Annotated in this window: 20 protein-coding genes; 8 read left to right on the top strand and 12 right to left on the bottom strand. The window is 40.3% G+C overall.

Features of this window, described 5'->3' with window-relative positions; all coding sequences use genetic code 11:
* Positions 1–177: 177 nt before the first annotated feature.
* Complete coding sequence (gene gshB, locus FTV38_RS09635; RefSeq protein WP_078190578.1) at positions 178–1,122, bottom strand: glutathione synthase; 945 nt, start codon at positions 1,120–1,122, stop codon at positions 178–180.
* A gap of 358 nt (positions 1,123–1,480) precedes the next feature.
* On the opposite strand from gshB, the gene FTV38_RS09630 reads away from it, so the two are divergent.
* Positions 1,481–2,350, top strand: a complete 870-nt coding sequence (locus FTV38_RS09630) for a GGDEF domain-containing protein (RefSeq protein ID WP_306669474.1) — start codon at positions 1,481–1,483, stop codon at positions 2,348–2,350.
* A gap of 125 nt (positions 2,351–2,475) precedes the next feature.
* Entirely contained in the window at positions 2,476–2,673 is a 198-nt protein-coding gene (locus FTV38_RS09625) for a DUF3565 domain-containing protein (protein WP_180022337.1), read from the top strand.
* Positions 2,674–2,750: 77 nt separating this feature from the next.
* On the opposite strand, the gene FTV38_RS09620 is transcribed toward FTV38_RS09625, so the two are convergent.
* Positions 2,751–2,975, bottom strand: a complete 225-nt coding sequence (locus tag FTV38_RS09620; protein ID WP_100329926.1) for a hypothetical protein — start codon at positions 2,973–2,975, stop codon at positions 2,751–2,753.
* Positions 2,976–3,225: 250 nt separating this feature from the next.
* Between FTV38_RS09620 and FTV38_RS09615 the strand changes: the two genes are divergently transcribed.
* Entirely contained in the window at positions 3,226–3,546 is a 321-nt protein-coding gene (locus tag FTV38_RS09615; RefSeq protein WP_067765721.1) for a type II toxin-antitoxin system RelE/ParE family toxin, read from the top strand.
* Complete coding sequence (nadS, locus tag FTV38_RS09610; RefSeq protein WP_004641921.1) at positions 3,539–3,811, top strand: NadS family protein; 273 nt, start codon at positions 3,539–3,541, stop codon at positions 3,809–3,811. The genes FTV38_RS09615 and nadS overlap by 8 nt, the downstream gene beginning before the upstream one ends.
* Before the next feature lie 476 nt (positions 3,812–4,287).
* On the opposite strand, the gene FTV38_RS09605 is transcribed toward nadS, so the two are convergent.
* The 4 genes from FTV38_RS09605 to pyrE form a co-directional block, all read right to left on the bottom strand.
* Complete coding sequence (locus FTV38_RS09605) at positions 4,288–4,614, bottom strand: hypothetical protein (protein WP_180022336.1); 327 nt, start codon at positions 4,612–4,614, stop codon at positions 4,288–4,290.
* Between the two features lies 1 nt (position 4,615).
* Positions 4,616–5,293 (bottom strand): DUF4258 domain-containing protein, encoded by a 678-nt coding sequence (locus FTV38_RS17940; protein WP_218950270.1) that lies wholly within the window; start codon positions 5,291–5,293, stop codon positions 4,616–4,618.
* Positions 5,277–5,540, bottom strand: coding sequence for a PAAR domain-containing protein (locus FTV38_RS09595; protein WP_180022335.1), 264 nt, complete (start codon positions 5,538–5,540; stop codon positions 5,277–5,279). Before FTV38_RS09595 ends, FTV38_RS17940 begins: the two co-directional genes overlap by 17 nt.
* A 478-nt stretch (positions 5,541–6,018) precedes the next feature.
* Positions 6,019–6,669, bottom strand: a complete 651-nt coding sequence (gene pyrE, locus FTV38_RS09590) for an orotate phosphoribosyltransferase (protein WP_078193224.1) — start codon at positions 6,667–6,669, stop codon at positions 6,019–6,021.
* Between the two features lie 40 nt (positions 6,670–6,709).
* Here pyrE and FTV38_RS09585 point away from each other — a divergent pair, with 40 nt between their 5' ends.
* Positions 6,710–7,528 carry an exodeoxyribonuclease III gene (locus tag FTV38_RS09585; RefSeq protein WP_180022334.1) on the top strand — a complete coding sequence of 273 codons (819 nt, stop codon included), beginning with the start codon at positions 6,710–6,712 and terminating at the stop codon, positions 7,526–7,528.
* Positions 7,529–8,158: 630 nt separating this feature from the next.
* Complete coding sequence (locus FTV38_RS09580; RefSeq protein ID WP_180022333.1) at positions 8,159–8,506, top strand: Spx/MgsR family RNA polymerase-binding regulatory protein; 348 nt, start codon at positions 8,159–8,161, stop codon at positions 8,504–8,506.
* 103 nt (positions 8,507–8,609) lie between these two features.
* Here the strand turns inward: FTV38_RS09580 and FTV38_RS09575 are convergent, their stop codons facing one another.
* Positions 8,610–9,047 (bottom strand): DUF2147 domain-containing protein, encoded by a 438-nt coding sequence (locus FTV38_RS09575; protein WP_078190586.1) that lies wholly within the window; start codon positions 9,045–9,047, stop codon positions 8,610–8,612.
* Positions 9,048–9,202: 155 nt separating this feature from the next.
* On the opposite strand from FTV38_RS09575, the gene FTV38_RS09570 reads away from it, so the two are divergent.
* Entirely contained in the window at positions 9,203–10,114 is a 912-nt protein-coding gene (locus tag FTV38_RS09570; protein WP_180022332.1) for an alpha/beta hydrolase, read from the top strand.
* A gap of 100 nt (positions 10,115–10,214) precedes the next feature.
* Here the strand turns inward: FTV38_RS09570 and FTV38_RS09565 are convergent, their stop codons facing one another.
* A complete protein-coding gene (locus tag FTV38_RS09565; protein WP_078190588.1) occupies positions 10,215–10,784 on the bottom strand; it encodes an FMN-dependent NADH-azoreductase in 570 nt (189 codons plus the stop codon).
* A gap of 281 nt (positions 10,785–11,065) precedes the next feature.
* On the opposite strand from FTV38_RS09565, the gene FTV38_RS09560 reads away from it, so the two are divergent.
* Entirely contained in the window at positions 11,066–12,232 is a 1,167-nt protein-coding gene (locus tag FTV38_RS09560; protein WP_257222616.1) for a GGDEF domain-containing protein, read from the top strand.
* A 34-nt stretch (positions 12,233–12,266) separates the two neighbouring features.
* On the opposite strand, the gene FTV38_RS09555 is transcribed toward FTV38_RS09560, so the two are convergent.
* Genes FTV38_RS09555 through FTV38_RS09540 form a run of 4 tightly spaced genes read right to left on the bottom strand, consistent with a single transcriptional unit; the run spans position 12,267 to position 16,116 of the window.
* The gene (locus FTV38_RS09555; RefSeq protein ID WP_180022331.1) at positions 12,267–12,935 is read right to left on the bottom strand and encodes a glutathione S-transferase family protein; all 669 of its coding nucleotides are present in this window, start codon (positions 12,933–12,935) and stop codon (positions 12,267–12,269) included.
* 2 nt (positions 12,936–12,937) lie between these two features.
* Positions 12,938–14,734 (bottom strand): protein-disulfide reductase DsbD, encoded by a 1,797-nt coding sequence (gene dsbD, locus FTV38_RS09550; protein WP_180022330.1) that lies wholly within the window; start codon positions 14,732–14,734, stop codon positions 12,938–12,940.
* A gap of 54 nt (positions 14,735–14,788) precedes the next feature.
* Entirely contained in the window at positions 14,789–15,559 is a 771-nt protein-coding gene (locus tag FTV38_RS09545; protein ID WP_180022329.1) for a transporter, read from the bottom strand.
* Positions 15,560–15,573: 14 nt separating this feature from the next.
* Positions 15,574–16,116 (bottom strand): ankyrin repeat domain-containing protein, encoded by a 543-nt coding sequence (locus FTV38_RS09540; protein ID WP_078190592.1) that lies wholly within the window; start codon positions 16,114–16,116, stop codon positions 15,574–15,576.
* Positions 16,117–16,203 lie beyond the last annotated feature (87 nt).

Here is a 16,203-nt window from a genome sequence, read left to right as displayed (position 1 = left end):
TACTATTTTAAAAGTTTAAACTAGTTTTATTATTAATCTATGAGAATTGAAAAAAAATCAGACAATTTTTCACTTTAATTGCATTCACTTACAGTTTTTTTGCTTTTTAAGCTCCCCTCCCCTTAGCGCAGGACAAAAAAAGAGCCCGTGAAGGACTCTTTTAAATCTAGTGCAAAATTAAGCTTTTAAACCTGCCTCAAGGACATCAAATAAATCATCGGCAATCGAGGTACCAAATTGCGCATCAATTTCACGTACACAGGTTGGACTGGTGACATTGATTTCAGTCACGTAATTACCAATCACATCCAGACCAACAAAGACTAAACCTTTTTCACGAAGGAATGGCCCGACTTTGGCTGCGATGGCTTTATCATTTTCAGTCAATGGACGCGCCTCGCCCAAACCACCTGCCGCCAAGTTACCACGCACTTCACCATTTTGCGGAATACGCGCCAAACAATACGGCACGGGTTCGCCATTGATCATCAAAATGCGTTTGTCACCATCCACAATTTCAGGGATGTATCTCTGCGCCATAATCGGCTGTGTGCCGTTATTGGTCAGGATTTCAATAGTTGAACCGATATTAACGCCATCTTGGTATAAACGGAAAATACCCATACCCCCCATGCCATCTAATGGTTTCACGATCACATCGCCATGTTCTTGTAAAAATTCACGAATCAGACTTTGTTGTGAAGTCACCAAGGTCGGTACTTGAAGTTCAGGAAATTGCGTCGCAAACAATTTTTCATTGCAGTCACGTAGGCTTTGCGGTTTGTTAATAATCCATGCGCCTTCGCGTTCAGCCTGTTCCAAAATATAGGTGGTATAGACAAAGTTCATGTCAAACGGCGGATCTTTACGCATCAAAACCACGTCATAAGCAGCAATTGATTCTTTTTGTTTTTCGCCGAGCTCGTAATAGTGGTTGTAATCTTCAAAAACTTTTAGCGGAGAAATCAAACCAAAGGCTTTGCCTTGATCGATATATAAATCTTGCTGTAATGCATAGCCTAGCTCATGTCCACGGCGTGCTGCTGCCCATAACATCGCCATTGAGGTATCTTTTTTTAGGTTTACATTTTCGATGGGATCCATCACAACAAGTACACGCATTATTCAGTGCTCTGTTCATTATTAATTTATGAATGAGTATAGCCGAGATTTTTCTTTTGTTTATTCTGATTTTGCATGTGTATGTATGGATTCGTGTGATGCATGCAATATTTAAAAACATTTCTATCATCCACCTTATCTCAATAATGGAAATAAGCTTTAATAATATCATTTGATAGGTCTGCATAAATAAATACCAAAGCATTGCTACCTGTTTAATTACTTCCAAATATACTTAGCCCTATTTTTGGTTAAAAAATACGTGATTTTTTATTTTTTTTAGCTATTGTGTTAATTATTGTAAATAAAAAATAGAATTCATTGATGATCAACATTGAGCAGATGGCTATCATTCTTGATGCTTTACCAGACCCTGCATTTGTCATATCACGTAGTGGAAAATACGTTGCAGTTTTTTGGCGGGCGCGATAATCGTTATTACCACGATGGTTCCGGTCTTGTTGGTACCTATATTTCAGATGTGATCAAGCCAGATAAAGCCAACTTTTTTATGCAATTGATCGACCAAGCTCTAGCGTCAGGAAATCTACTCATCGAAGAGTACGAATTGAGCAATAGGGATGTAAAAGGTCTGCCCGATTATGGTCCTGAAGAGTCCATTTGGTTTGAGGTGCGCATCCAAGCTCTCAGTTTTTCGGTAGATGAAGAAGACGTTGTACTTTGGGTCGCAAGTAATATTTCAGCGCGTCACAACCTGGAAATCAAGCTGAAAGAACTCAGCCATACAGATCAGTTAACCGGTCTTTTCAACCGAAGAAAATTAGAGCATGACTTAGCATTACATTATGAATCATACCTACGGCATTCCATACAGACCTCGATCTTGATGTTCGATCTTGATAACCTCAAAAAGATCAACGACAGCAAAGGCCATCATGTTGGTGATGAGGCAATCCGAGCAGTCGCAGATATTCTTCGTTTAACGCTGCGTAAGACCGATTGCGCCTGCCGCTTAGGTGGAGATGAGTTTGTGGTCGCCTTGCCCAACACGGGCTGCGAGCAGGCCATCCAGTTTGCCAAACGGATTCATGAACATTCCAGAAAAGAATTAAGTCGGTTTTCAATAGATAACGCGCATGTCACCGTGAGCATAGGAGTGACAACCATCATGCCTGAAGATTGCACCTACGAAGATACAATTCAACGTGCTGATCTAGCGCTGTATAAAGCTAAACATGGCGGGAAAAATAGAATTGTCGCGGCCTAAGCGTGCGGCAGAAATAAACCAAATTTCACAGTCTATTTTGCAATTCGATATTCAAGCCGTTGTGATTGCTCAACATGAACTCTTTTCCCTTTTCAGCATCATTTTAATTTAGATAGGTGTTTAATATGCAGCAAGCCATTGTTGATTTTGCCTTGGATGATGAAAATCATTGGTATGCCATTTTAGCTTGTGGTCATACACAGCATGTCCGCCATGATCCTCCATGGCAAAACCGTCCTTGGGTTATCACTGAGCAAGGACGGAAAGAAAAGTTAGGGGTAATGTTGGAATGTAAGAAGTGTGATGAAGAGAGTTTCGCATAAGAGATTTTATGTTAAACGAGTGATGAAAAGGCTCATGAATTGTGCCTTTCATATAACATCTATTATTTAATTTTAAATTATGAATGTTGAATATCGAATACCGTACCTAATCGAGCTGATATTTTTTCAATAGTAGACTCCAATACTTCAGAGGTTAGATCTAATTTAATTTCTTCTGGATAAAGATTTAATAATTCCTTAATAGAGGGTCGCTGATTTAAAGGTAGACAATCAATTAAGGCCATCAAAAATTTAGGATCAAAAGATCTTATTGATTTAGCCTTTAGAACTAAACGAGGCATTCTATATATTTATTCTAATAATGTACTTAATGTAAATTATATCAATTAATTAAATATACTATAAATGACTTTTTGTATCAAAAAATTGAATATTTATTTACCTTTTGGTTGTAATTTCTATTACCTAAAAATCAAAATTGAAGCTAATCACGTAAGATAATTTCGGTTATGAGAAATGAGAGCTACCTTTTCTCGTTTTTTTATTCTAAAACTGCTAAAATTCTTATACGCCATTGACGTACTTGAGCTCATGTTATTCATTGAAACCAGTGTTTTTACCAAGCAAATTAAAGAGCTTGTAAGTGATGAAGAGTATCGTCAGCTCCAGCAAGATCTTTTGGTACAACCTGATAAAGGTGACTTAATCAAGAATGGTGGTGGAATTCGTAAAGTACGCTGTACTCAAGGCAATAAAGGTAAAAGCGGCGGCATCCGGGTGATCTATTATTGGGTCACAGAAGATGATCAGATATTTTTCCTGGTGGCTTATCCAAAGTCTGTGAAAGATAATCTGACAGACAAAGAAACATCGATCCTGCGTCAATTAGTAAAGGAGCAATTTCATGGATAACAACTTATTTGATGACCTGGTTGCTTCAATCAAAGAAGCTGGTGCCATCAAACGTAATGAGATAAAGGCCAGTCGAGTCACAGAGCTTGAATTGCCAGATATTAAAGAAGTACGTGAGAAAACTGGATTAACGCAAGCAGAGTTTGCTGCACGTTTGCATATTAGCGCGAGAACGCTACAGAACTGGGAACAAGGCCGACGCTATCCGACTGGTCCTGCAGCGACTTTAATTCGCATTCTGGATGCCCATCCAACTTTGATCTAAATATTTTAGATAATAAAAAACCCCAGCATCCTGCCGGGGTTTCTCATATTGGGTTGCTAGGTATGACTCCTGTCTTACCTCACGCTCCTGGTGCGATCTTTCTTATTCTTGTTGTTTGGAACATCCTGTTCTCTATGACTTCATCATAGGAAAATTCACCTATCCTGGATAGCCGCAAAGGGCCGAGTTTTATGTGAGCCAAAGCGTACAAAATAGCCTAAATTTTATCCCCAGCAATTGGGGATAGTTTTGGAACCTGGATCCGTATGAAATGGGCACTGATTGCTAAATTGATCATTTTTTAGCCAATTTTCTTGGCAAAAACTATCAAAATCGATCATAAAAAAGCCGACTTGTTTCAAAGTCGGCTTTTTGGGCATTTTTGGATTTTTCTATTTTTATTAAGTAGTTGATATCTATATTAATATACAAGTGTACTTCGTATAATCGCCATTATATGTTAAATGGAGAGAAAATTAGTCTAAAATTCTTATATATTCTTTTTGTACCCCAGTTAAGATACTCACAAGTTGTTTCTTTAAATTATCAGCATCTTCTTTATAATCAGTATTCCAATCATTCCATTCAGTTGGTCTGTTAGCTAAATCCCAATCGCATAAAGCTAACCCATTTATTACTTCCATATCGAAAATTAAAGTACCTAATTGCTCCTGCATTTCTATAGGGAAATTATCTTTAAAACCATCGTAAATATTTTCAACATTTTTCGTAAATTCAGCATAGTGGTAATGAGTTTCTGTGGGTCTCGAATAGTTCTGTACAAATTCTAAAAGTTCATTCATTTTATTTTCCCTTACCATCAATTTTCCCATGCGATACTGTAACCACATCGCCTCGTTTATTAGTTACCACTGTGACATTATTTGCTGGACTATAATGGTTAGTGGTAGATTTTGTACCTACTGTTTGAGAGCCGTTTTTAATCGTATCTTTTACAACTGATGGCATGATACCTCTATCCTGCATCCTATCAAGAGCATGCCCGGAATAATTACGACCATCGATATTGGTAGGATTATTCCGAACTGGCTGATAACTTGGATTCTTGGGCTGATTCATTTGATTATGGCGACTACCTAAAACACCTGTAGCTTCTTTTCCTAAAACTTTCCCTCCAACTTCTTTTGCCGCCTTACCAATAGCTTTAACTTTTCCAGGGCCAATTACCGCCCCAACAATTTCTCCCTCTTCTAATTTCTTAGGATCAGCAGGTTTCATTCCTAAAGCAGTTAAAACTTTTTCACTTATTCCAAAAGTTAAATTATTTAATACACCTCGAGTGTTATCAGGGTCACCGTGCCCTCCGCCAGTAAATGGTCCTTTGGGTTTATCACTTTGCTTTGTTAATCCCATTGTCATATTTGGCACGTTTGAGGCAACCTTTGTTATTGGAGATTGGGCAATATTTAATTTTGATATTGCTGAGCTAGCTGATGAAGAACTCTTAGGCTGTGACAACAAGGGATTGATTACCAAGAAATGTAGCGCCACATGTTGTTTTATCACCTGCAAGTACTATAGCCCGACCATTAACAATAGTGGTTTGATCAGAAGCAATTGCGGAAACGACAGTTTTACATTGAGGGCAGAAGTGTTTCATACCATTTAAATGAACTGCAATTCCATTAATGATAAAAGTAGTGTCACACTCTGCAACGATCCCACCATGACTAGTTATCGATCCAATGGTAACTAAAGCTTTAGACATAGTTTTATATTTAGGTTTTTTCTTTGTGGCAAATTTATCATAATTATTTAGGTTCGAATCTGAGAAATTATCCTAATTTCTTAACTATTCTAAAATTAACATAGTATGGATTATATGAAATCATCAATGTATGGCTCTAATTTCCTGTTGGAAAGCCATGAAACATCCATTGTATTCCCCATAAGATTACTAAGATGAGAATCACCCAAACAATAATCTTTAACTTATACATTCTGTAAGTTTTCCTAAAATTAACATAATACACGTTATACGAAATTCTTTAAATTTTCTATAAGTATCAATACCTTAACTAAAGCCGTTTCAGTAAATAGCGCACTGAGACGGCTTTTTATTGATTCTTCACGTTTAACGCCTACTTTTTAAGCAATATTTCACGTTTTTTGTTAGTTAGATGCAACAATCATCATTTAAAGACGTAAAAAAGGCAGCTTCAGCTGCCTTTTGAAATCCCGAAAAATTAGATGCCGTATTTAACACGGTACGCTTCCATTTTCGCCAAGGCTTCAGTTTCGCCTTTTGCATCTAAGAAAGTCATTAAATCTTTCATAGTGATTAAAGCATGTACAGGAATTTCTAACTCTTTTTGTACTTCTTGAATCGCAGACAAATCGCCCTGACCTTTTTCTTGACGGTCTAGCGCCACCAATACGCCCGCAATTTGTGCACCGGCATTTTTCAGAATAGTCACTACTTCACGAATCGCTGTACCCGCAGTGATCACATCATCAATGATCCAGACTTTTTTACCTTCAACAGACGCACCAACCAATACACCGCCTTCCCCATGGTCTTTCGCTTCTTTACGGTTAAAGCCCCAAGGTACGCTCACACCATGGTTTTGTGACAGTGCGACAGCCGTTGCTGCTACAAATGGAATACCTTTATAAGCTGGGCCAAAGACCACTTCCACATTATCGCATTCTGTTAATTTAGCTGCATAGCCAGAAGCCAATAATGATAAGGCTTCACCATCGTTCAGTAGACCTGCATTAAAAAAATAAGGACTCACACGACCCGATTTTAAAGTAAACTCACCAAATTTAAGCACACCACGTGATAATGCGAGTTCGATAAAAGCTTGTGGATTAAATGCCGCTTGCGCTGTCATGAGGTGCTCCATTTTTTTAAGTTTGAGGTTAAACCTGAGCATGATACCAAAGAGTAGCTATCCAAGTGATCAAAAAATTTTACGTGTCGTTTCAATTAATGTGAATGGTCTGCGTTCCGCTGAAAAAAAAGGTATTTTTGACTGGATGGCAACTTCAGATGCCGATGTCATCTGCATGCAAGAAAGCCGCATTACCCATGAACAATGGACCGATAAATTTAAACCCGAAGGTTGGTTTACACACCTTTTCCCTGCAGAGCGCCCAGGCTACGCAGGTACAGCGATTTATAGCCGCATACCCTTTGTTTCGGTGACAGATGGTTTAGGTTTTGAATTGGCAGACACTCAAGGCCGCTTTATTTCTGCTGAGTTCGATTTAGGACTTGGACAAACTGCGCATATTTGCTCGCTCTACCTGCCTTCAGGTTCATCGGGTGATGAAGCTCAGGCGCGCAAAGACCTATTTTTAGGCGAATATCAACAAATTTTGAAGCAATGGCGTGCTGAAAATAAGTCAGTGATTGTTTGCGGTGACTACAACATCGTGCATAAACGTATCGATATTAAAAATTGGTCTGGGAACCAAAAGGCTTCGGGCTGCTTACCGCATGAACGTGCATGGCTCGATCATATTTATGATGAACTTGGCTATGTCGACACCTTCCGTGAGGTTCGCAAAGAAGCTGAGCTTTACTCTTGGTGGTCTAACCGCGGACAAGCACGTGCCAAAAATGTGGGTTGGCGTATCGACTACCATGCATGTTCACCTGACTGGAAAGAACGTACCGTGAATGCTTGGGTATTTAAAGATGAATGGTTTAGCGACCATGCCCCAGTGATTATTGACTATAAAATTTAAGCTTTCAGCAATTAATTGAGTGAACGATTGTTTACTCAATTAGAGGTTATTTCTCACATTACATGACGAATTTGTGGATTTATCTCACAACTCGAACGTAGCATTATGGTCGCACGGCAAAGGGACATGTCAGGATGACACAAAAGGATTGGACGCCGAAGGAAGTATAAAAACAAACTAAATGATTTAGCTTGTTTTCAAGGATGTGACAATGGACGTTGGATTGAGACCCGCATGATCAGGATGATTAAATGCGGGTTTTCTCTTATCTAGCCCTTGTATCTCTAGACTCAAAACATCCCCCAACTAAAACAGCTAAAAATTCGATCTGCACAGCATTTTCTTATTCTCGCTTTCTTTCTACTTTTGACTATGCAACCTTAAGCTGAATTTTCTAGTTATCGCATCGCTTTCTTTTCTGAGCATCATTTTGTTCTGTAGGCTATTCTAAAAGACCAAAATGTCGTTTTGATGACAATACCCAGTATTTATTACATGCGACTTTTACAGCAAAATATTTATTTCTCAATCCACATCACGATCAAGCTTTGAGCATTAATGAATTAGCCTGTAGGATAATGCTGAAGTGTATTTTTATCTTATTGTTTGAATAATTAAGGACACCTGTTCATGCTTAAAATTTATGGCATCAAAAACTGCAATACCATGAAAAAAGCTTTCGACTTGCTCAACGAATTAGGCCTAAGCTACGAATTTCATGACTATAAAAAACAAGCGATTGATGCTGAAACCGTAAAAAAATGGCTCGATGCCAAAGGCGCTGATGTGATTCTCAACAAAAAAGGCACCACATGGAAAAAACTCAGTGAAGAAGAGCAACAGACAACCTTAGCCAGTGAAGAAAATTTGATTCAGTGTTTAACAGCGCATAGCAGCATGATTAAACGTCCTGTACTCGATACAGGTAGCGATTTATTGGTTGGCTTTGATGAAAGCGCTTACCGTGCATTGAAATAAATTTTTTTATCACACTCATGCACGGCTCTAGTTCAATTGTGGCTGAAAATAGGCTATAAAAAAGCCTGACATTGTCAGGCTTTTTTGTTTGAATCATGTCAAATTAGTTGGCACGAATCCATGTTTGATTACGACCTAAAGCAGCAACGCCAATAAAGCCGCGAAGCTCTAGTTTCTTGCCACCATCAGCCAATTGACCTTTTAACTTGTAAGTTTTACCTGATTGAGGATCCAAAATTGAACCGCTCTCATAGCTTGTACCACCAACATTTTTAAGACCGGTCACAATTCGCAAGCCTTTTAATGATTTGTTGTGATATGGGCCTTCACATTTTTTACATGCATTCTCTTCACCTGGTGTCAAAACTGACTGAATGCTCGCAGAAAGCGTACCATTTTTTTGCTCGGTGAATTTTACAATCGCTTTTGGCTGCTTGGTTTTATCATCAATGGTTTTCCAAGTTGTACCATTTAGCGGGTCTGCAGCATTTGCAAATGCGGCTAAACTCATCAATCCTAATGCTAGTGCAATTTTTTTCATTTTTGTTTATTTCCCTGGTCTGATATAGACGACATTAGTATCCAAAAGTCACAACAATTTATCAATTTTTGTATGTGACCGTTTAGTGTAACCTTGTAATTTGTGTTGGTAAATATGCTCACACGATTCCTAAAATAGAAAAAGATGGAAAGACAATGAAGATATCGCCACTGACGAAACAACTGATTACAGAAAGCATTTTAAAAACAACAATTCGTGGGCCGAGCCAGTTCAATTTACCGCCCAATACTTTACGTTTTGCTTTGGAACAAATGTGTCGTGCATTTCCCCAAAACCCCGATGTACAAATTCGTCCTATTCGCTTAGCCGGCTTAAAAGCCGAAGAAATCAAACCTCAACAGGCATCGACCCAACTCATTTTTCATATTCATGGGGGCGCATTTTTCTTGGGTTCGATGAACACGCATCGGGCGTTTCTGACTCAAGTTGCGGCACGCACGCAAATGCAAGTGTTACATTTGGATTATCCTTTATCCCCTGAAGCACAGTTCCCTGAAGCACTCGATGCCCTTTTTGATGTGTATGCGGTGTTATTAGATCAAGGGGTTCAAGCCAAAGATATTATTTTGTCAGGCGACTCTTGTGGTGCAAACTTGGCGCTTGCCTTAGCCCTTAAAATTCAACAGGAACAACTTCCACAAGTCAGTGGTTTGGTGTTAATGTCACCGTTTTTAGACTTGACGCTGAGCAGTGAGTCTTTGCGTTATAACCGTAAGCATGATGCGCTGTTAAGCATAGAAGCCCTCGAAACAGGCATTGATTATTATGTACCACGCTCGGTCGATCGAGCTGATCCATTGGTCTCGCCTTTTTTTGCCGAGCTCAAAGAACTACCTCCGATTCATATTCAAGTGGGTTCTAAAGAAATTTTATTGGATGATGCGCAGCGCTTTAAAGTCAAAGCAGAAGAAGCCGGCCTAGATGTCGAATTTATGCTGTACACTGGCATGTGGCATAACTTCCAAATGTTTAGCTCTTGGTTTGAAGAAGGACAACGTGCGCTGAGTGATTTAGCTGATTTTGCACACCGACTGGATCAGGACTAATCCGTGAAAACCAATTCCTGAAAACTGATCCCTGAAACTAATCAAAGTCACCATAAAAAAAGGTCAGCAGATGCTGACCTAAGAGGGAAATGTCATTCTGTTAAATGGCTTGAATTTGAGCCTGAGCTGTCGCCATTGCTTGTGCTTTCATGTCAGGTCCCATATTGACACCTTCGGCACGAATCACATCAATATCGCTAACACCTGTAAAATTAAATACGGCTTTTAATAAACCTTCTTGATAATCTACAGGGCTGTTATCGCCATACACGCCGCCACGACTGCTGGCAATATAGACTTTTTTATCACCTGCCAAGCCCACTGGACCTTGTTCTGTATATTTAAAGGTACGACCAGCAACACTGATACGGTCAATCCATGCTTTCAAAGTTGATGGCAAACCGAAGTTATACATAGCAGCACCAACCACAACCACATCGGCATCTAAATACTGTTGCAACAACTGCTCGCCTAAAGCCGATTGTTCTGCATTTTGACCCATCAAAATTTCACTGCTGAGATGTGGAATCTGCTGTACAGCTAAATCGAGATGTTGAACCTGTGCCGCATCACCATGTTTTTGCTGTAGCTGTTGTACAATTTCAGCGCTGAGTTGACGTGAAACTGAAGCGTCGCCCATGATGCTTGAATCAATATGCAGAATTTTCATGACTAAAACCTAAAGCTGTTGTTATTAACTTGAGCCTAGTGTAATCACTTTTCATAAATAGAATAATCCCGATCCTTATGACACTATGTTTTATTTTTAGAACAATCATTTTGAACTCGCAAAAAATTTAAAATTACTGAGCGGTTCTTGACCGTTATCAAGTGTAAATTTTCATGCTAATGTAAGCCTATAAAATGATATCTATATAAACTTTAAGAAAAAAACTGATAACTCGAACAGGGCAATGACACAGGATGACGGTGAAATCAAGCATACGTGACATGATCCTCCGCAATAGAATCGCCCAGTATTTACTGGAAGATGAAGTGGTGATGAATTGGAGTATCCTGAAAAAGTGTATGCTCATGCTGATGCTTGGCTCAGCCATTCATCTGCTTTGGATCATTTGGAAATTTTATGTTTATGTCACGCCAGAACTTTGGCAGTGGGTTAACCTTGAGCTCATCCACTCTCAATTGTGGACCAACATCGTCTTTTTTTGCTTAATGGTCCTGCTGATTTGGCCTTGCTATGCTGGAAAAGATAATCCCAAGATTCAGCTAATTTTACCTTATCTTTCGGTCGGCTTATTCGTCATTTCTTTATGTCGTGATGGTTATTTAATTGGCGTCATGAGTCCAGCCACTATGATCTCCTACGTGAGCCTTGTGACCGTTGGATTGGTACTATTTACACGAAAAATCGTCTATAGCATGCTGATTCCAGCCACGATTTTTTTATCCATTTGTATGTATTTAAGCATCCGCGGCATTATCCCCTATGCCCCGATTTTTCAACCTCATGCCTATGGCTATCAAAATAGTTTTTGGCTCTTCTCAATGATCTTTTTCATTGTTCCTATTTTATTAACCTGTTTGGCTTTATTTGAAATCTTACTCAGCCAATGGCGTCACCGAGAGCATCTGATTCAAAAACTTAGTCAAGTCGACCCACTGACCAATTTATTTAATCGACGCAGTATCAATCAGTGTTTGGAACAGCTCGATAGTGCTAAAACAGATACATATGCACTGGTCTTATTGGACTTAGACCATTTCAAACGCATCAATGATGAATATGGACACGATAAAGGCGATGAAACCTTGATTCTTGTCAGCCAAGTATTAAACCAACATTTACGCGGTAGTGATGTGGTTGGGCGGTTTGGAGGGGAAGAGTTTATTTTGGTGCTAAAAAATTCTAACTTAGAACAAGCGATATTCATTGCAGAGCGCTGTCGAAAAGCCATTGAGCAGCTTGAAATTTGGGGACATGATGGTCAGTCAATTCATGTGACAGCCAGTTTTGGTATTGCGATTTCTACGCCAGAATTGGTACCGCAACAATTGCTGACCCATGCAGATCAAGCGCTATACGCAGCTAAAGCTGGCGGCCGCAACATGGTGATGGCCTACACCGAACAACAAAGCTTTAGCCATTTGGTTTAAAACTTTTATACAGATCAGACGTGGCGTTGAGCTTTTAACGTGGATACTGTTCCATACGACGGACTGGCTGTTCCAGTTGAGCAGCCGCGATCCATGCCTCCACAGAAGGATGCTGCAAAATCTTTTGCATATAACGCTGTGTGTTGTCACTCACAGGTAACTGAAAGGTCTGTAAACGTGTTACCACGGGTGCAAAAAAAGCATCGGCAATAGTAAATTCACCGCATAGAAAGCCATCCACCGCAGGACGACTCGACCAAATCTGTTCGATTCGCGCTACTTCAGCACGCAATTCGGCATGTTCAGACCATAATATTTGACCATGGCGACCATAATCCGCCTGCAAATTCATACTGCATAAGCTACGCAATTGCATAAAACTACTGTGCATTTCCGCGCAAATACTCCGTGCCCATGCACGTTGTGTGGGATCTTTGGGCCACAGTGTAAGCTCTTGAAACTGCTCTGCCAAATATTCACAAATCGCCAATGAGTCCCAAATCATCACACCGTCATGTTGCAGTAGGGGCACCTTGCCATTGGCATGTAGGGCTAACATTTGCTGCTTGAACGCTGCGCCATCTGCTTCTTCAGAAAAAGGAATCAAGATCTCTTGAAAGGGTAAATTAAACGCGTGTAACACCAACCACGGTCGCATAGACCACGTCGAATAGTTTTTATTGGCAATATATAATTGCATCATTTTTATTCTCCACGCGATTTAAATTTTTCCAATTGCGCTAACAATTCTTTCTCGCTAAATGCGCCCGTCAAGCGCAGTCCACGTATCTCTTGATGCGCTGTATCTAAAAATAAATAGGTCGGTGGCCCTAAAATATCCCATTGATTGAGCAGTACTTGATGGGTTGCATCATACTGACTCAAATCCAACTTAATTAAGTAATACGGTGCCAAAGCCTGTTGCACTACTGTCGATTTTAAAACTTTATGTTCAATCGGCTGGCAGGCCACACACCAATCGGCATAGACATCAATAATTGCGGATTGACCTTGAGGAATTTCACTTAATAAACGTTGAAACTCTTCCGCTGTATGTGCCACATGCCAAGCACTTTGTTGTTGATTTTCTTCGACTAAAAAACGTTGGCTATGTTGATATTGACTGTACACAATATAAGGTACGGCGGCACAGAACACCAAGATATACAGCCATTTGAGCTGAGTACTGCGCCATAAAATGCGCCAAAGCACATAAGCGCTAAACACCAGACCCAGAGCAAGGGATAACCACTGTAACCAAGCTTCACTGATCAATGGTCGAATAAAATACAAAGCCAATGCCAACATAATGAAAGCAAAGAGCACCTTGATTTGATTCATCCACAAACCCGCTTTAGGCAATACCCGTGAGCCAAGGACACTGGCCAACAATAGCGGGGTCCCCATGCCAAAGCCGAGGGTGAATAACAATAACGCACCTTGCCACTGACTTTGGGTTTGGGAAATAAATAATAATGCGCCTGCCAACGGTGCTGTCATACAAGGACCGACCAGTAATGCTGAAATCATCCCCATGACCCCAGCGCCAACGAGACTACCGCCCTTTTGCATCGACTGAGCTTGGTCTAAGCGATTGACCCAACTGCGTGGCAATTTCAGTTCAAATAAACCAAATAAATTCAGGGCAAAAACCACAAAGAGTACGCTAAAGGCAATTAAGGTCGAGGGTTGTTGCAACCAACGCTGGAAATTCAAACCTGCAGACGACGCCACCAAGCCGAGAATGGCATACACCATCGCCATACTGGTGACAAAAGTCAGTGCAATCATCCATGCTTTTAAACCTCGGCTGTCGCGGACAATCAGTGAGGTTAAAATCGGCAGCATTGGCAATGAACAAGGGGTAAAAGCCAGCAAAAAACCCAGGCCAAAAAACAGCAAAAGTCCATAAAATATAGAGCTTTGCGCTAATTTTTCAGACCACATTTGGTCGCTTGCGGTATAGCGTTCAGAAGCCAGTGCAGCATTATCTGCCCTCTGCTGATCTAAACGATTCGCCGTAGGCTGTTCAGCATTATTTTCTGCTGCAAAGTCGAGTAAACGTTTGCTTGGAGTGGCTAGATTTTGCTGTGTGACCAAACCAGAAGCATCCGTTTCAAAGCTGATGCTCTGTGGTGGATAACACACCCGATCCTTGGCACAGCCTTGCCAATTGACTTGATAAGTCTGCAGTTTTTGAGTTGGAATTTTAAAACTCAACTGTTGGTAATACACCTGCGTATGACCATAGTTATCGTCTTTTAAATCCTCAGCAGCAGGCAAATCCAAAGCCAAAACTTGATTGCCCTGCTTCACCTCTATTTTGTGCTGATACAGATAATAATGCGCTGGAATATCCCAACTCAGCTCCGCCTGATCTGCACGATCGGAGACGACCGAGAAAGGAAAAGCATCTTCAGCTGAAAGTAATGCATCCTGAGCAGAGACGCCCATACTGAACGACAGCACAGCCGCTGCCGCAACATAAGTCCATTGTTTCATTCAGCTGAATTCATCCTCAGTCTGTATTTATACGTTTTAAAATTTAGGGTTCTTTTAGAACAGGTAAGATACGCCCAAACCGGACTGATAATTTTTATGACCGCCGGTGAGTTCTAGACCGACGCTCGCATCCAACTGCATACGATCCGAAACGGCATACGTCAGACCTGAAGCCAAAGACACTTCCTGATCGGTACTCTCTGCTTTGCGATAAACCAGCTCAGAAAAACCCGATAAATTACCCGCAATTTGATATTCCATTCCTGGAATGGCACTCACAGCCCAATCACCATCTTGAACTTCATAACGCATGGTCATTGAAGTCCCAATTGTATCGCTATAATCATAAGCCACAGCGGAAGTCAGACTATAAATATCGTCCTCAGCACTAAAACCTTCATTGCCTGTTGCAATAATCGCTTCAGCAAGAATAGCCATCGACAATTTCTCATCATTCAAATCAATAGCTTTTTTCAGGCCAATGCTGACATCACCCAAACCATCATCTTCAACTGAGCGACCCGCAACTTTGGTTTTAGACCATGCAGGACCTTGCCAACCCAATTGCAATTCCAAATCTTTTGCCAAACCAGTACGGAATAACATGTCTGCATTTAAAGTGGTGTTTTTTACTTTTTCACCATTTTCATCACGACTTTCACTATAGCTCGCTGCTGGCAAACTTTGTTCCCATGCCAAACGACCTACAGGGGTAATGCCTGTGCCCATACCCGCGCCCGGACGATCAAATGAAAAATCCGCCGCAAATGCAGACAGGCTCAAACTGGATAATGTTGCAATGCTTAAAACTTTAAATACAGTCATGTTTTTACTCACAATTATGCTAATTCTTTGGTCATTTTTGCGCCATGGCTACGCAAAAGCTCCAAGGTTTGTTTTTCTTCTTCCAATGCTTCTGACCAATTTACCGCATCAAAATCACAGTCAAAAAATAATTCACTAATCGACGATAAAATGGTTAAACCATCGCTATCAATCATATTTGGATTCACTTTTTCATCCAATAAACGCTGTACCGCAGGGACACATGCTGCACTCGCAGCATCCCATAATGGACCATAAATTTCTTCAGCATCCCATAAATGCACATTGGCTTTGGCTTGAATCAGCGCTTCCAAGATTTGCATATGTACATCTAAATGTTGTGTTTTCTGTTCTGCTGTTAAAGGTTGGCCTGCTTCATACGCTTCGCAAACCATTTCCCACCATTTAAACAAACCATCAGACCATACAGAAACCGCAGGTCCTTTCTCAAAGTCGATAAAATTTGGATTAAGACCATCTGCCAACAGGCGTTGCACCTGTGCAAGATCTTGTTCTTCTAACGCTTGCACAAAAAGCTGTTGTTGCGCTGTTAACATCTGGAAAGCTCACTTCAATTTATTTTGATCTATTATGCCGAATAAAGCTGCGTTTGTTTGAATTTCATGTAAAACAAAATACAAAAC

This window comes from Acinetobacter sp. YH16044 (assembly GCF_013417145.1).
In the GTDB taxonomy this organism is placed as follows: Bacteria; Pseudomonadota; Gammaproteobacteria; order Pseudomonadales; family Moraxellaceae; genus Acinetobacter; species Acinetobacter amyesii.
This window is presented reverse-complemented; position numbering and strand designations above follow the sequence as displayed.